Source organism: Mycolicibacterium cosmeticum (genome assembly GCF_000613185.1).
In the GTDB taxonomy this organism is placed as follows: Bacteria; Actinomycetota; Actinomycetes; order Mycobacteriales; family Mycobacteriaceae; genus Mycobacterium; species Mycobacterium cosmeticum.
In genome coordinates this window covers 2287468-2301062 of the sequence record NZ_CCBB010000001.1, presented here as the reverse complement: position 1 = coordinate 2301062, position 13595 = coordinate 2287468, and the positions used below count along the sequence as shown (strand labels likewise).

Below are 13595 nucleotides of genomic sequence, written 5' to 3'. Positions count from 1 at the left end.
TTGCCACAGATGATGACCCGAGCCGTCGGGACGGTGTTACGCAAGACCGATCGGCAACGTTGGTCCGACCCCCGCAGCCTGGAGGCCTGGTGGGAGCCGCGAACCAGGCAGGCGGCCGCCCTTGTCCCTATGGGCAGTCGGGTCATCGAGTTCGGCGCCGGCAATCGGCTTCTGGAGAGGCACCTCCATCCCTCGTGCAGTTATGTCGCATCCGACCTGGTCGACCGAGGCGTGGGTACCATCGTCTGCGATCTCAATCGTCGACCCCTTCCCGATCTCGGCTCGGGCACCTTCGATGTCGCTGTGCTCATGGGAGTACTGGAATACCTCGTCGACGTACCCGCGACCGTGGAGTGGTTGTCGCGCAGCGTCCCAACCTGTGTGGTGTCCTACGTGTGCGTGGAGTCCAAACGCCGATCGATGGAAGGACTGTACGAGAAGGCCGGCAGGATGGCGCAGGGCTGGATGAATCACTATCGCCCCGACGAATTGCGGACACTGTTCTCGGTGCACGGCTTGTCGACCGAACACGAGCAGCGCTGGGGCAACAACCGACTGTTCGTGCTGTCGCGTCGCGCCCAGGCCAGTGACCCGTGCTCGGGTGACGCGGCTACGGTGTGTAGCTGAACCAGTCGACCAGCATGGTGGCGGGGAAGTGCGTCGTCGCGTCCGGTGACCCCGGCCAGTCGCCGCCGACCGCGACGTTGAGCACCGCATACATCGGACGTTCGAAAACCCAACGGGCATAGGACGGTAGCGAGTCGGGCGTGAATTCACCGAGGGTGCGCTGGTCGACGCCGATGGTGATACGGCTGGGTCGGCGGGTGACCCAGTAGTTGTGGAAATCGGTCGTGAGATCGGCGATGGCACCCTGCGTGCTGACGGCATCGGAGTCCGCGTACTGGGAACCGGCCGGCGGGCCGTGTATCGACACATGAAAGGTGGTGCCGCTGCTGACCAGTTCCATGATGTCGATCTCACCGCATTCCGGCCAGCCGACGGTGTCGATGTCTGATCCCAGTAGCCAGAATGCCGGCCAGATCCCCTGTCCCGACGGCGCTTTGATGCGTGCGGTGATCGTGCCGTACATCATGTCCAGCTTGCCGCGGGTGGACAATCGACCGGATGTATACCCGCCGGCGGTGCGACGGGCCTCGATGACCAGATTTCCCAGATCGTCGATGCGCACGTTGTCGGTCGAATCGGTGTACTCCTGCAGCTCGTGGTTGGCGATTCCCGGGCGACCGTATTCGTAGTTCCAGTACCGGCTGGTCACGTCGAAATCGTCGAAGTCGTCGAACACCATGCCCTGCCACCAATATGGCGATCCGGTATGGGGGCTTGCCGCTGCCGGTGCACAGTTCACCGACAACGCGATGAGGGCGACGGCGGGAAGTACCCGCAGTCGGCAGAGCTTGCGGCGCTTCGATGCCCTGCTCCAGTTCATGGCACGTCCCGCACCCGGCGATCATAGCGAACTGATTGCCGCGGTGTCGACCACGATGGCGGCATCGGCGCCGGTGGCCCTGTCGAATGCTTCGCGGCGAGATACGTGATTCATCAAATACACTGATGACAGCCATAATTGACCCACGTGACAACTGGTCTGACGGAGCAAGCCAACCCTGTTCTCGGTGGTGGTCGCGGGGTTATCATTACCCATGACCGAGAGGCGGCAGCAAATATGTACCGGTTAGTCGAACGGATTGGGATCGGCATCGCGTGTGCACCGGCCGCGCTGCTGTTCGCGTCGATCTGTCATGCCGATCCCGACGTGGTGGGCATGACCTATTCCGACGCCAAAGGTGTTTTCGGCCAAGCGAACCTGACGCCGGTGGTGGCCACCAAGACCGGTGACCGGGTGTCGCTGAACGACTGTTTCGTCGTCGGTACGTCACAAGCCAAGTTCAACGACGACTCGGGTATCCAGCGGGGCAACGTCGTTCAGGTTCATCTGAGCTGTTACCCCAAGGCTGCAACGGCCCTCAATCCCGGTTATTCGGCCGGCAATACGGCCGCGGACGCCGAGGCAGTTCGCGCCACCAGTGAACGAAAGTCGATGGAGTGGAAACAGAGCTCCGACGGACAGCGATGGTGCGCCAGGGCGCACGAACAGCATCCGGAATGGGGCGCCATCGATGGATGTCCACCGATCGCATCCGAATGACCGGAGGGCATGCGTGGCAGCGGGTGCTGCAGTCGGCGTGCGTGGGTGTGGTCATCGCCCTGCCGGCCTCGACGGTGCAGGCCGTCTGCGTCGCCGACACTGCCGTGCCCGGGTCCGATTCAGCGGTGTTCGACGACTTCGACGGTGCTGCGAACAGCGCTCCCGATGACGCGGTCTGGGGTTATGACGTCGGTCGATGGCGGACGCACGGCCAACTCCAGGAGTACACCAGCTCGCGCGACAATGTCCGGGTCGACGGCGCGGGGCATCTGATCATCGAGGCGAAGCCGACCGCATCGGGTATCACCTCGGGACGGTTGGTCACGCGCCGGCGGGTGCCCATGTTGTACGGCACCTTGTCCGCGCGTATCCAGATGCCCACCGGTAAGGGGATTTCACCGGCTTTCTGGTTGGTGGGCACCGATATCGACACGGCAGGCTGGCCGGACTGCGGTGAGATCGACCTGGTGGAAATGCCGAGCTCCGGGACGTATCGCTATACGACACTGCACGGTCCGTGGACCGCCCGCCCGCCCGGCGCGCGAATTGACTATCAACTGCAGACGCAGGCGCAGACTGTCGACCTGAGCGCCGCCTTCCACACCTATTGGGCGGTGCGGGCGCCCGGTTCGATCGTCATCGGCATGGATGACACGACGTTCGCGACATTCACCCCGGATTCGTTGTCACCAGACCAGCGATGGGTTTTCGACCATCCGATGTACGCCATTCTCAACGTCGCGGTCGGCGACGACTGGGCCGGACCTCCCGACGACACCACCCGGTGGCCGGCCACCATGGTGGTCGACTGGTTTCGGTGGGAGCCCGCGGCGTGACCCGTTAGCACGTGGAGGGCGCGGGTCTGCCGGCGAATCTGTCGGCGATCCAAGCATGTACCGCGCCGTCGGCAGCGGGCATCCCGTCATGCCCGGCACCGGCGATCTCCAGGTGCTGGATCTGTCCACCGAGGGCGCAGCTTTCGGCGACTGCGGCATTCACCCAATCGGCAAGCACCACCGGGTCCTCGCTGCCATTGGCCACCAGCATCGGCTTGTCGATCTTGCGCTGCGGCAGGGCGATCCGCTGCAGAGCAGACCGTAGCGCATCGGTCTGTGCCTCGGTATCCGGTTTCAGGTCCACCGCGGCGCTGTCGGGATCCGTTATGGGTGACTTGCAGGTGTCCAGTGCCCCTTCGTTGGCGGCGGCCTGCCCGTGCAAGTACGACCATTCGGGGATGTCGCCGTTGTAGCGGCCCAAGCCGACGACCACCAAGGGGTACATGGCGGCCTGGCGTTCGGTCAGCGACCCCGTCCACGCGAGACGGGCCATGCCGGTGATGTTCGCCGGTGGTGACAAGGCGACGCTGCCGAGCAGATCGAGCCCGGATCCGTAGTACGAGTTCAGTTCGTCGGTGGCCCAGGCGGCCTGGCCGCCCTGTGATGCGCCGTAGGCGATCCAGCGCGGTGAAACATCCGGTGTGAGCGCGCGCAGTGCACGAACGGCGTCGATCATGTTGAAGGCTGCCGTTCGTGGTTCCAGATAGGGGTGGGTGCCGGGTTGCCCCAGGCCCTCGTAGTCGGTGACCGCCACCGCATAGCCCTCGTCGAGAAAGGTGCGGACCAAGGGCAGGTGTCCCAACAGATCCGGATCGGATGACGGGCCGCAGGCGGGGGCGATACCGGTCGTGCCATGACCGAAGGAGATGACCGGCCAACCGCCGGCCGGCGGCCGGCCGCGGGGTGTGAAGAATGCCCCCGAGACCTGGCGCACCCCGCCGTCCACGCCGGACACCGACAAGTAGACGGCGCGCCGGGACATCCCGATCACCGAGTCGGGGTCCGCCAGCCGGTCGAGCGGCTCCTGTTGCTGCACAATGCCTCTTTCTGCCCAGGCGGCAGCGGAAATCTGGACCAGCGGCGTCACCACCGGGGGAGCCGGAGCCGACGACGGCAAGGCGGTGCACGCGCTCGTCAGAAGTGCGAGGGCCAGGAACGATGCCGAGTTTCGGGGTGTCATCTGGTCACGGTGTAGCGGCGTTGATGGCGGTTCTCCCACAGGTACATCCACGCCCCGCGGTACAGTCCACGCCGACTGGCGCGGAGCAGATTCTCCGGGAAACCGGCAGGTGGGCCGCCGGGCCGGCCCGAGCGCCGCGTCGCAAGGATCCGCCGGACACCGCGAGGGATCAAACCGGCGATCTCCAGGGCCGAGCGGGGGGATGCCACCAACCAGCTCATGTAGAAGCCGGTCAGACCCGCCGCGTATCCGTACAGCTGCTTCTCCAGCTCCTGGTTGGTGCGCCGGTGGTAATGCCATGTCACGGCCGGTGGCCAGTGCAGAATCAAGGATCCGCGGTGCAGAAGTTCCGACAGCGCCCGGGTTTCCTCCCCGCCGTGGATGATGGCGCTCCCGAGCCGGTTGTCGAAGCCGCCGATGGAGCGCAGTGCGTCCGTCCGGAAAGCCATGTTGCCTCCGGCGCCGAAACCCGGTAGGGGGTAGAGCGGGCTGAGCACCGCCCGGCTACCGGTACGTAGTTCCTGCGGTTGCATGGGCCTGCCCTTGTTGAACCCGCCGTACCGCTCGAAATCGACCTGGGCCTGGGTTTCCAGCTCCGCCGGTAGCATCACGCCGGCCACCGCGTCGGGCCGGCCCGGTGCGGCAAATCCTCGTTTCAGCCAGGCGACCCAGTCCGGATCGGCCACTTCGTCATCATCGAGCCAGGCAACCAGATCCGTTCTGACGTAGGCGATCCCACAGTTTCGGGCGCGCGAGATGCCCGGTAACGGTTCATGGCAGGTGCGCAGTGTGAGGCCGCCGAAGTCGGTCATGGCGGCCGCGATCCTGCCGTCGGACGAGTTGTCGATGATCAACACCTCGAAGTCCGGATCGGATTGCTTCGTCAGACTCTGCAGTGCGATCGGAAGGCTGTCGGCGCGATTCGTGGGGATGGCTACGGTCAGTGACGCGTGACCCGAACAGGAGGGCGTCGCGGCGACCGGTAGCCCGGCGGCGGCGAGCTCGACGCGCACGTCGTCGAGGGTGAGTGTGGCGCGGTCTTCGATATCGAAGAATCTCGCCTCGACCACGACGCCCCCGTCCCGCACCAGGCACCAGGCCGTGCGGTACCGCTCTACGTCGACGGTCGTGGACCCGTAGCTGGTGCGGACGTCGATGTCGAGCACCACAGCGGGGCAACGCAGTTGATCCCGGCGAATTTCACGCATGTTCGATCCCCCCGATGGCAGAGTCGGCCTTGTCGTAGAGCGCACCGATCAGCCGCAGTGCCAGCACCACGATCAGAAACGTGGAATTGGCCTGCCCGGACGTCACGAATACCGAGCTGCTCACCACGTGCAGATTCGGGATACCGTGTACCGCCAGGTCGGTGTCGACGACACCGTCGGCGGGACTGGCCGCCATCCTGGTGGTCCCTATCTGATGGAAGCCGCCACCGGCCCGCGCCAGCACAGCGGCAGCCGGATCGTCGACCACGTACTCCAACCGGCCGACGCCGGCTGTCCGCAGATAACGGTCCCAGTGCCGGTGTGCCGCAAGCACTCCCTGGATGTCGTCGTCGGTGAATTTGATGTCGATGTCCAGACGGGGCATGCCCAGCTCATCGGTCGCGGCGGCCAACCGCACGCAACTCTCGTAGTGGGGCAGGTGTTCGCCGTGATATTGCAGCGGATAACGGTTGTCCGCGCTCCAGACGAAGAAGCCCGGTGGTTTCCGGCCGCGGGAAAATACCCGCTTCGCCCCGAAATCCACCGCGAAGCGAGCGGCGCCGGCGGGGTCGGACAGCACATTGCGCAGGTGCGCACGCATGGGGGATCTGGCGGCGGTGCCGTAGGGGGTGCCGGGAATCTTGGTACCCGTGAGGGAGAGGCGTTGCGCCGGCGGGGCGAGCCGGGATCCCAGCGGCGAGACCAGTGCGAGATAGGTGAGTGACAGCTGGACGTTGCGGTGTGAGGCGTCCGGTAGCTCCGGGTTGGCGATCCAGCCGGCGATGTTCGGCAGGCCGTGCTCCAGCTGATAGCCGGGTGCGAAGGTCAGTCGCCGCCGGACATAGGTGCCGTCGACATCGCGTTCGTAACCGTGCACCGTCTCGGCGGCAGGTGTGCACAGGACGAGATCGGCGATCACGCCCTCCAAATGCGCCATGTACCAATGGCCGAGGTGCCCGGAGTGGTCACCGGCGCTGCGCCCGCCCGCGGCCGGTGAGCACATGAGCAGCCGGGTACTCTCCAGTCCACCGGCCGCCACGATCACGCGGTCCGCCTCGACGGAGAAGGTGCCGCCGGCCAGGGTCTTGCACGTCACTCCGGTGGCCCGGGACAGGTCCTCGTCTATGTCGACACGCACGCAGGTGCTGTCCGTCAACACCCGCAACCTCGTCGACCCGGTCAGCACATCGCCGTACTCCCGACCGAAGTGTGTGGGCAGGGACCAGCGTTCCAGGGTGGATGCCAACACGTCACCGTCCGGAAGTCCGGGCACCATGTGTGCCGGAAGATGCGGCAGATCCTTGACGTCGAAAGCCGAACGGCCACATTTGAACCAGTCGCAGGCGGCATCGAAGTAGGGCTGCACGTCCGGATAGCTCAGCGGCCAGCGCGACGGTGCGGTGATCGGGCGGTCGAGGAAGTCCACCTCGTCATAGGGCACGCAACGCCCGCCCCAGATCGCGGAGGTACCGCCGATCTGGCGGCTCACCGTGAGCTCGACGGGCGCGTGCAGGTTCGGGTGCCGGACGGTGGCGGTCGACAATCGCTGGCGGTGCGGGTCGGGTTCGCGGCCGCCGCTCTCGATCAACAGCACATCGACCCCACGCCGCGCCGCTTCGACCGCGCAGACGATGCCTGCCGGTCCGGCGCCGACGACGACGAGCGAGGCCCGAAGCCGGGCACCGGGAGCCAGTTCGTAGCCCGACTGGACCGTCATTCGCCGAACTCCTTCCTGATCGCCCTGGCGACCTCGGTTTCGTTGGGCAGCGGCGTCGTGGCCGCCCGGTGGATCAGACGCAGGTGCCCCAGCTTCGTCGTGGACGCCAGCACGGTCCCGAACGGGTTGTTGCGGAAGGCATCCCGGGCGAGCAGCCAGATCACGGTGCGCCGGTCCGTGACGTCCGCGTCGAGGAGCTCGGTGCAGTGACGGCTCAGCGCGGGGGAATTCGCCAGCGCCTGTTCCACGCGGGGCAAGGCCGCGGAGATGAACCCGTAGGTCACGGTGTGCGGCGCGGCGGGCCGGCCCGCCGCACCCTGAACCAGGTCGTACGGGAATTGTTGAACGCCTGCGTGATCGCAGATGTAGGCCAGTGCGGGGTTCATCCGGGACAGATCGCCGGCGGGCCCCCAGCTGCCGATGAGGCCGTCGCGGCGACACTGCTCCAGGTATTCGACGACCTCCAGGTGAGTGATCGGATACCCGGCGGGCTCATGTATCAGGAAGTGGTCGATGTGGTCCCGCCGCAGCACCCGCAGGCTGTCCAACAGAGACCGCCGCGCGGCGGCGACCGAGTAGTCGCGCTCGGTGTAGAGAATCCGGTCCAGCACACCGGGGTCCTGCCGGCGTGCGGCTCCGCGCATCCTCGCCTGGAGGGCGGGCAGCCGCGACAGTCCCTGCCTGACCGGATGCTGGGTGGCTCCGGCGATGCGGCCCAGGATCGATGGACGCAAGCCGAACTTCGTCGCGACGGTCACATCGGGGCGGTGGTGCAGAAAGTCCGCGAGTTCCTTCTCGGCGATCCCGAGCCCGTACGTCGGTGCCACGTCGAAGTGCCGGATGCCCAACTCATAAGCGGCTTCGAGCATGGTGCGCCGATGCTGCGCCGAGGGCAGCGCGTACAGGCTGGCGCACCCGAAACCGAGCGTCCCAGCGGGCGCCGACGCCGCCTCGTGCGCAAATTCGCGCACCGCGTCGTCCGAAATCTCGGGGTGACCATCCATGATGCCTGCACCCGTCTTCCGTCCGCTGGGGTTCTGCACTGAACCAGCGCACGATGGCAAATCTCAACATTCCCGAACCTGGACCCACATTAGCGCATGATGAAGCCGTATGGCAGTGCTTTGCGGGCCACCACGGCCATCAGACAGCTAATTTCAGACCATCGGATGACACGGTCCTGGCGCCGCGCGAGGTGGCCCGTGGCCGACATCGTGAGATGCCGGTTCCAGAGGCCTGTCACGCCGATACGGCCCGAGTCGAGCAAACTCGTCACGGGTTGGCAAACCAGTGCGATGATGACCTGATGCGTGGGCACTGGGCGGGCGGAACGGACCAGTATCTGGCCGGGCGCCGGTTCACGTGTCTGTTCGGCGACCTGGAGATGCCCCCGCCGTCCGTGGTCGCCGCGGCCCTGTCCGAGATAGCGGCGGCCGGCACGCACACCAGGCTGGCGCTGTCCCCCGAACCGGGCCGGCGGATGTGGAATCGAGACCTCGCGACGCCGATTCCGGTGTGCCGCCTACCCGACGACGTGGCAGCCGGGAATCCCACGGATGTGCTGCAACACGTGCGTCGATCGCCCGACCCCAGGAGTCCCCTCACGGCGCATGTATCGGCGCGGCACCTGGTTCTCGATATCGACCACGGGCTGGGCGACGGACGTTTTGCGGTGGATCTGACCTCGGCGCTCTTCGCGCACTGCAAGCATGGCAGTACACCGTGGGTGTCGAGCCGTCCCACCCGACTTGCGTTGCCCCGCGCGCTTTTTCACATGTTCGCCGGCAATCCTGGACGGCTGCGTACGGTTTGGCGGCAGGCAACCGAATTCCGTTCGCCGCCGGCCCAGATGGCGGTGTCCGCGGTGCCGTGGACACCGTCGCACGCGGTGGTGCTCGCGCATGTCGGCGCGGACCAGGAGCGGGCGGTGAACCAATGGTGCCGAGCGCAGGGCGAGAAGCCGGGCAGCGCCGCCGTGTGGCTGCACCTGGTGCGCCGGGCGCTGGCAGCCGCCGAGGTGCCGATGACATCGCGGGTGATCGTCGCCTTCGACTGCCGTCGTTATCAACCGCAGGGACACGCGGCCAACGGGAATTTCATGATCGGCCTGGACCTTCCGTGTGACGTCGACGCGCCCGTCGCGGTCCTCGCCACCCGGTTGCGTGAAGTGATGGCGGCCGGCACCCCACTGGCGGGAATGGCGGCCATCTCGGCGCGGGCATTGCTGGGGTACCGGCCCGATCGAAGCGTTCCCGGCGAGCGCGCGGGGGCCGCGGCCGGGGAGGTGATGTACACGGATATGGGGCTGCTCACCCGGCTCGACGTGCCGTGGCGAGCCGGCGGCAGCAGGATCGCCACGGGTCTGTTGGACCCGGCGGGCCCGTGTGGCATCACCGTCCTGAGCGCCCGCGCCGACGACACCCGCACCATCGCAATCTCGTTTCACGACAACGTCTTCGAGCGCCAGGCCATCGAACGCGCGGCCGCGGTGCTGTGCGATCCCATGCGCATCGTCACCGGATAGCGACGGTGGCGACGACTCCGAGATGGTCCGATCCCGGCAGCGGAACCGTTCGCGCCGATATGGCCGCGCAGTCGTGCGTCAGCACATGGTCGATACCGATCACGGGTGGCGCGACGGTGTTGGCGGGATAGCTCCGGAGCAGTCCGGCACCGGCGTCACGCGCCGCGTCGTGGTAGCCGGATTCCGCCAGCGCGGTGCGGAGGTCCCGCATGTCGACGCTGCTGTTCAGGTCACCGGCGGCGATGACGCATCCCGCCCCGGCCTGATCGGCCATGGACCGCAAGGTGCGTGGGAGCTGCGCCATATCGCTGCGCCAGTCGTCGATGGGCTGGGGCCACGGGCCGGAGAGGTGCACCACCAGCACGACGGGGTCGACCTCGATACCCGGTACGTCGACGCGGGCACTCAGGAGCGGGAGCATGAAACCGGCAACGCGGCCGGTGGCGGACAACGGGAAGCGGCTCCACAGACCCACCCCTTCCGCGGCCGGACCGTCTGCGATCCAGCGGAAGGGGAAGTCGATGGCCACACCGGCGGCGGTCAGCCGCTGGACGATGTCGGGTGTCAGCTCCTGGACGGCCAGGACGTCGGCATGCTCGCGGGCGGCGGCGAGCAATCGGCCGGCGTCGGCGCGCCCCTCGTAGAGATTGGCGGTCAGTACCCGAATGGTGTTCCCGGCGGCGGTGTCACCGGACCGCACGAACACCGGCGCCTGCACGGCCGCCGCCGCGACCGCGACCAGCGTGGCCGCCGCGGCGAACACCCAGCGCCGGGACACGGCGAGCAGGACGGCCGCCGATGCGGACAGCGGCACGGCGTACGGCGCAGCGGCGGCGGCGATGAGCACGACGTGATTGGTCACCTCCAGCCAGCGCGCCAGGAAGGCACCGCCGGCAACCACCGTGGCGATGCAGGCGGCGGTGGTGGACAGCGCCCGGATCAGGTCGGGCCCTAGGGCGCTTCGTCGCGGCCGGTGCGCAGCGCCCGCAAGACCCAGCGCAGCGGATGCTTCCATGCGGCCGGTGAACGGTAGGACGTGCAGTCACACAGGGCGCAGTCGGATCCGGCACGGTAATGCTGGTGCGCAGTGCGGCCATGGCCACACAAGCAGGCACCATCGGCAGGCACAGCCTCAACATACGTGACCGGGCCGCCGTGTGTTCGGGTCTCAGATTTGTGTGTCCGCGGTACGTGGCCTGCACGGTAGGGTCGAGTGGTACGGAGGGTGCGCGGAGAGGGGGCCGTGTCATGGGTATGCAGCCCGATATGAGTCCGTTCGGCTCGCAGACGGTGACGGGACCGGGCTGGCCGAACGTCGACGAGGATGCGCTGGGTGCTGCGGCCGCGCAGTACGAGGCGCTGGCGGCGAAGATCACCGGGACGGTGGTGCCGCAGCAACAGGGCCAGCTGATGAAGCTCGCCGACGCGTGGCAGGGCGGGTCGGCCGTCGCCGCGGCGGGTGAGGCGACCACCATCATCGGCGGTCATGAGTCCAACGGCGCCTTGGCGGCCGCCATCGCGGCCAAGCTGCGCAGCATGGAGGCCGCCGTCATCGCCACCAAGACGCTGGTGAACACCATGGCCGAAGAGACGAATGCCGAGTGCATGGCCATCCAGGCCATGCCGGTCAGCAATGTGCAGGAACTGGTGCAGGCCAGGATCAAACTCGGGCTGTCGCAGAACACGGCCACGGTGACCGCCAACGCCACCGAACTCGCCAACACCATCGGAGCACCGCCGAGCCTGCCGGCCTCGGGTCCGCCCGCGGTCGGTGCGCAGCAGTTGGCCGGTCAGGACCCGCAACAGGCGATGCAGATGCTCAGCCAGATGGGCTCGATGCTCACCCAGCTGCCGCAGCAGTTGGGACAGGCGCTGGGGCAGGCCCCGCAGCAGATGATGCAGCCGTTGCAACAGCTGACCCAGCCCCTCCAGCAGCTCACCTCGATGCTCGGCAAGGGCGGATCACCGTCGGCCGGTGGCGGGCCGTCGCCCTTCGCGGCGTTCTCCAACCACCCCCTGGCGGGTGGTTCGGGCGCCGGCGGCGGCGCGGGGATGGTGCGCGCGGCGGGGCTGCCCGGCGCCGGTGGCGGATCGGCGCAGACCCCGCTGATGGCCAGTCTGGTCGGGAAGACGTTGCCGGTGGCGGTGGCCCCGGCTGAGGCCGCGGCCGGCGCCGTGGTGGGCGGCGTCGCGCCGGTCGCCGCCGGTGCAGCCGGCATGGGCGGTGGGCCGATGGGCATGATGGGCCAGCGCGGCGGCGAGGGTGGGGGAGTCAAACAGGGTCTGGCGCTACCGCCGTCACTGGATTACGGGGAAGACGAGGTCGACGACGATGAGTGGTGATCGACGATGACGAGTCCGCTGGAGAAACCCGAGGGGCTGAGCTGGGATGCGGCGTCGGTCGAACTGCCGCCGATGCCGACCATCCCACCCGGCGCCGACGCGATGAGCATGACCATCTCGGCCGTGCTGCCGACCCTCGAGGCGGCCCTGACGGCCAATGTGACCGCCGTGTCGACGAAGGAGAACATGTTCTCCGGCAAGGTGGGGGCGGCGCAGTCGGCGTACCAGAACGCCGACGAGGCCGGCGGCCAGTCGGTCGGCCAGCTCGGCAGCATGCTCGGGCAGATGGGCCAGATGAGTCAGCTGGCCCAGACACCGATGCAGGCCGCCGGCAGTCTCGGTGGGCAGACCGGAAGCTTCGGCTCGATGATGCAGCAGGCCATGGGCAGTGCCGGTCAGGGCGGCGGCTCCGGTTCGGGTGCCGGCGGCGGCGCCGGCGGACTGGGTTCGCTGGGGTCCTTGGGCTCGCAGCTGGCAGGGCAGATACCGCAGGAGCAGGGCCGCCCCGACGATCGTCAGCAGCAGGATCAGCGGGAGCAGCAGCTCAACGACCGGCAGGCGCAGCAGGACCAGCGCCAAGCCGAACAGGATCAGCGTGAGCACCAGCAGGACCAGCGGCAGGCGCAGCAGGACGCGCGTGACGCCGTGCCCCAGCACGGCGCGGCCGGGCCGGCACCCGGTGCCGCCGGTCCGGCGCCGGTATCACCGCATGAACACGGCCGACCGTCCGGTGGCGAGGACCTGTCCCGCCGGGTCTGATCAGGCGGGAACGAGCTCCACCCCGGACAGCACCACGGTGTTGTCCCGGCTCGGTGCCGTCAGTTGCCCGATGAGCTTGCCGTCCTGCTTCCAGATGTCGGCGCGCAGCGTCTCACCCGGGATGACGGTGCCGGCGAACCGTGCCCCGTAACTGCCGACCTGCGTGACATCGCCGTCGAAGAAGTGATCGACGATGGCCTTGCAACCGATGCCGTAGGTGCACAGCCCGTGCAGGATCGGCCGGTCGAACCCGGCCGCCTTGGCGAACGCGGGATCGGAGTGCAGCGGGTTACGGTCGCCGCACAGCCGGTACAGCAGCGCCTGCTGCGGCAGCGTCGGCAGCGCGATCTCGGCGTCGGGGGCGCGCTCAGGCAGTTCCACCGAGGTGGAGGGCCCCCGCTCGCCGCCGAATCCCCCCTCACCGCGGGCGAAGATGGACCGTTTGGTGGTCCACAGCACGGTGCCGGATTCGTCGGTCACGGTGGACTCGCTGACGATGACGGCGGCCTTGCCCTTGTCCCAGATCTCGGTGAAGCGCTGTTTGGACCAGGCTTTACCGCTGGTCGGGATGGGGCCGGGCACGGTGACGCCCTCGCTGGCGTGCAGCACCTTGGACAGTTCGATGTCGATGCCGGGGAACTGCACCGTCGGCGCCTCGGTCATGTGGAAGCTGACCGCGACATTGCCGAAGGTGGGCAGGACCTGCGGGGTGTTGTCGGTCAGATAGCGCAGCTCGCGTTCGTCCATCGGGTCCGCGCCCGCGCCGAGGCCCAGGTGGTACAGCTGGATATCGCTGCTGGTCCACGAGAACTCGATGGGGTCCAGGTCGGCAGCGAGCGCCTTGTCGACATCGATCGGCAT

Annotated in this window: 13 protein-coding genes; 6 read left to right on the top strand and 7 right to left on the bottom strand. The window is 67.7% G+C overall.

What is annotated here, in order from left to right; translation table 11 throughout:
* Positions 1-9: 9 nt before the first annotated feature.
* Complete coding sequence (locus tag BN977_RS11090) at positions 10-627, top strand: class I SAM-dependent methyltransferase (protein ID WP_234709539.1); 618 nt, start codon at positions 10-12, stop codon at positions 625-627.
* Here BN977_RS11090 and BN977_RS11085 read toward each other — a convergent pair.
* Positions 611-1447: a glycoside hydrolase family 16 protein gene (locus BN977_RS11085; protein ID WP_036397590.1), complete on the bottom strand. Its 837-nt coding sequence runs from the start codon at positions 1445-1447 to the stop codon at positions 611-613. The genes BN977_RS11090 and BN977_RS11085 overlap by 17 nt on opposite strands.
* Positions 1448-1594: 147 nt before the next feature.
* Between BN977_RS11085 and BN977_RS31420 the strand changes: the two genes are divergently transcribed.
* A complete protein-coding gene (locus BN977_RS31420) occupies positions 1595-2167 on the top strand; it encodes a PASTA domain-containing protein (RefSeq protein ID WP_131590081.1) in 573 nt (190 codons plus the stop codon).
* Entirely contained in the window at positions 2143-3003 is an 861-nt protein-coding gene (locus tag BN977_RS11075; protein WP_234709538.1) for a glycoside hydrolase family 16 protein, read from the top strand. Before BN977_RS31420 ends, BN977_RS11075 begins: the two co-directional genes overlap by 25 nt.
* A gap of 4 nt (positions 3004-3007) precedes the next feature.
* On the opposite strand, the gene BN977_RS11070 is transcribed toward BN977_RS11075, so the two are convergent.
* Genes BN977_RS11070 through BN977_RS31415 form a run of 4 tightly spaced genes read right to left on the bottom strand, consistent with a single transcriptional unit; the run spans position 3008 to position 8112 of the window.
* Complete coding sequence (locus tag BN977_RS11070; RefSeq protein WP_036397587.1) at positions 3008-4183, bottom strand: lipase family protein; 1176 nt, start codon at positions 4181-4183, stop codon at positions 3008-3010.
* Positions 4180-5391: a glycosyltransferase family 2 protein gene (locus BN977_RS11065; protein WP_084172469.1), complete on the bottom strand. Its 1212-nt coding sequence runs from the start codon at positions 5389-5391 to the stop codon at positions 4180-4182. The genes BN977_RS11070 and BN977_RS11065 overlap by 4 nt, the downstream gene beginning before the upstream one ends.
* On the bottom strand, positions 5384-7108 hold the full coding sequence (locus BN977_RS11060; protein WP_051561269.1) for a GMC oxidoreductase: 1725 nt from the start codon (positions 7106-7108) through the stop codon (positions 5384-5386). The genes BN977_RS11065 and BN977_RS11060 overlap by 8 nt, the downstream gene beginning before the upstream one ends.
* A complete protein-coding gene (locus tag BN977_RS31415; RefSeq protein WP_024451510.1) occupies positions 7105-8112 on the bottom strand; it encodes an aldo/keto reductase in 1008 nt (335 codons plus the stop codon). The genes BN977_RS11060 and BN977_RS31415 overlap by 4 nt, the downstream gene beginning before the upstream one ends.
* 302 nt (positions 8113-8414) lie before the next feature.
* On the opposite strand from BN977_RS31415, the gene BN977_RS11045 reads away from it, so the two are divergent.
* On the top strand, positions 8415-9632 hold the full coding sequence (locus BN977_RS11045; RefSeq protein ID WP_024451508.1) for a hypothetical protein: 1218 nt from the start codon (positions 8415-8417) through the stop codon (positions 9630-9632).
* On the opposite strand, the gene BN977_RS11040 is transcribed toward BN977_RS11045, so the two are convergent.
* The gene (locus BN977_RS11040) at positions 9622-10647 is read right to left on the bottom strand and encodes an endonuclease/exonuclease/phosphatase family protein (protein WP_051251961.1); all 1026 of its coding nucleotides are present in this window, start codon (positions 10645-10647) and stop codon (positions 9622-9624) included. The two genes, BN977_RS11045 and BN977_RS11040, sit on opposite strands and share 11 nt — an antisense overlap.
* A 233-nt stretch (positions 10648-10880) precedes the next feature.
* Between BN977_RS11040 and BN977_RS11035 the strand changes: the two genes are divergently transcribed.
* Both BN977_RS11035 and BN977_RS11030 read left to right on the top strand, forming a co-directional pair.
* On the top strand, positions 10881-11975 hold the full coding sequence (locus BN977_RS11035; RefSeq protein WP_036397584.1) for a hypothetical protein: 1095 nt from the start codon (positions 10881-10883) through the stop codon (positions 11973-11975).
* Between the two features lie 6 nt (positions 11976-11981).
* Complete coding sequence (locus tag BN977_RS11030; RefSeq protein WP_024451505.1) at positions 11982-12734, top strand: hypothetical protein; 753 nt, start codon at positions 11982-11984, stop codon at positions 12732-12734.
* On the opposite strand, the gene BN977_RS11025 is transcribed toward BN977_RS11030, so the two are convergent.
* Positions 12735-13595 carry an enoyl-CoA hydratase ChsH3 gene (locus BN977_RS11025; RefSeq protein ID WP_024451504.1) on the bottom strand — a complete coding sequence of 287 codons (861 nt, stop codon included), beginning with the start codon at positions 13593-13595 and terminating at the stop codon, positions 12735-12737.

Excerpts from the sequence above, each read along its gene's own strand:
- BN977_RS11090 (WP_234709539.1), top strand. The coding sequence starts at position 10 with ATGATGACCCGAGCCGTCGGGACGGTGTTACGCAAGACCGATCGGCAA.
- BN977_RS11085 (WP_036397590.1), bottom strand. The coding sequence starts at position 1,447 with ATGAACTGGAGCAGGGCATCGAAGCGCCGCAAGCTCTGCCGACTGCGG.
- BN977_RS11075 (WP_234709538.1), top strand. The coding sequence starts at position 2,143 with ATGTCCACCGATCGCATCCGAATGACCGGAGGGCATGCGTGGCAGCGG.
- BN977_RS11070 (WP_036397587.1), bottom strand. The coding sequence starts at position 4,183 with ATGACACCCCGAAACTCGGCATCGTTCCTGGCCCTCGCACTTCTGACG.
- BN977_RS11065 (WP_084172469.1), bottom strand. The coding sequence starts at position 5,391 with ATGCGTGAAATTCGCCGGGATCAACTGCGTTGCCCCGCTGTGGTGCTC.
- BN977_RS11060 (WP_051561269.1), bottom strand. The coding sequence starts at position 7,108 with ATGACGGTCCAGTCGGGCTACGAACTGGCTCCCGGTGCCCGGCTTCGG.
- BN977_RS31415 (WP_024451510.1), bottom strand. The coding sequence starts at position 8,112 with ATGGATGGTCACCCCGAGATTTCGGACGACGCGGTGCGCGAATTTGCG.
- BN977_RS11045 (WP_024451508.1), top strand. The coding sequence starts at position 8,415 with ATGCGTGGGCACTGGGCGGGCGGAACGGACCAGTATCTGGCCGGGCGC.
- BN977_RS11040 (WP_051251961.1), bottom strand. The coding sequence starts at position 10,647 with ATGGAAGCATCCGCTGCGCTGGGTCTTGCGGGCGCTGCGCACCGGCCG.
- BN977_RS11035 (WP_036397584.1), top strand. The coding sequence starts at position 10,881 with ATGGGTATGCAGCCCGATATGAGTCCGTTCGGCTCGCAGACGGTGACG.
- BN977_RS11030 (WP_024451505.1), top strand. The coding sequence starts at position 11,982 with ATGACGAGTCCGCTGGAGAAACCCGAGGGGCTGAGCTGGGATGCGGCG.
- BN977_RS11025 (WP_024451504.1), bottom strand. The coding sequence starts at position 13,595 with ATGCCGATCGATGTCGACAAGGCGCTCGCTGCCGACCTGGACCCCATC.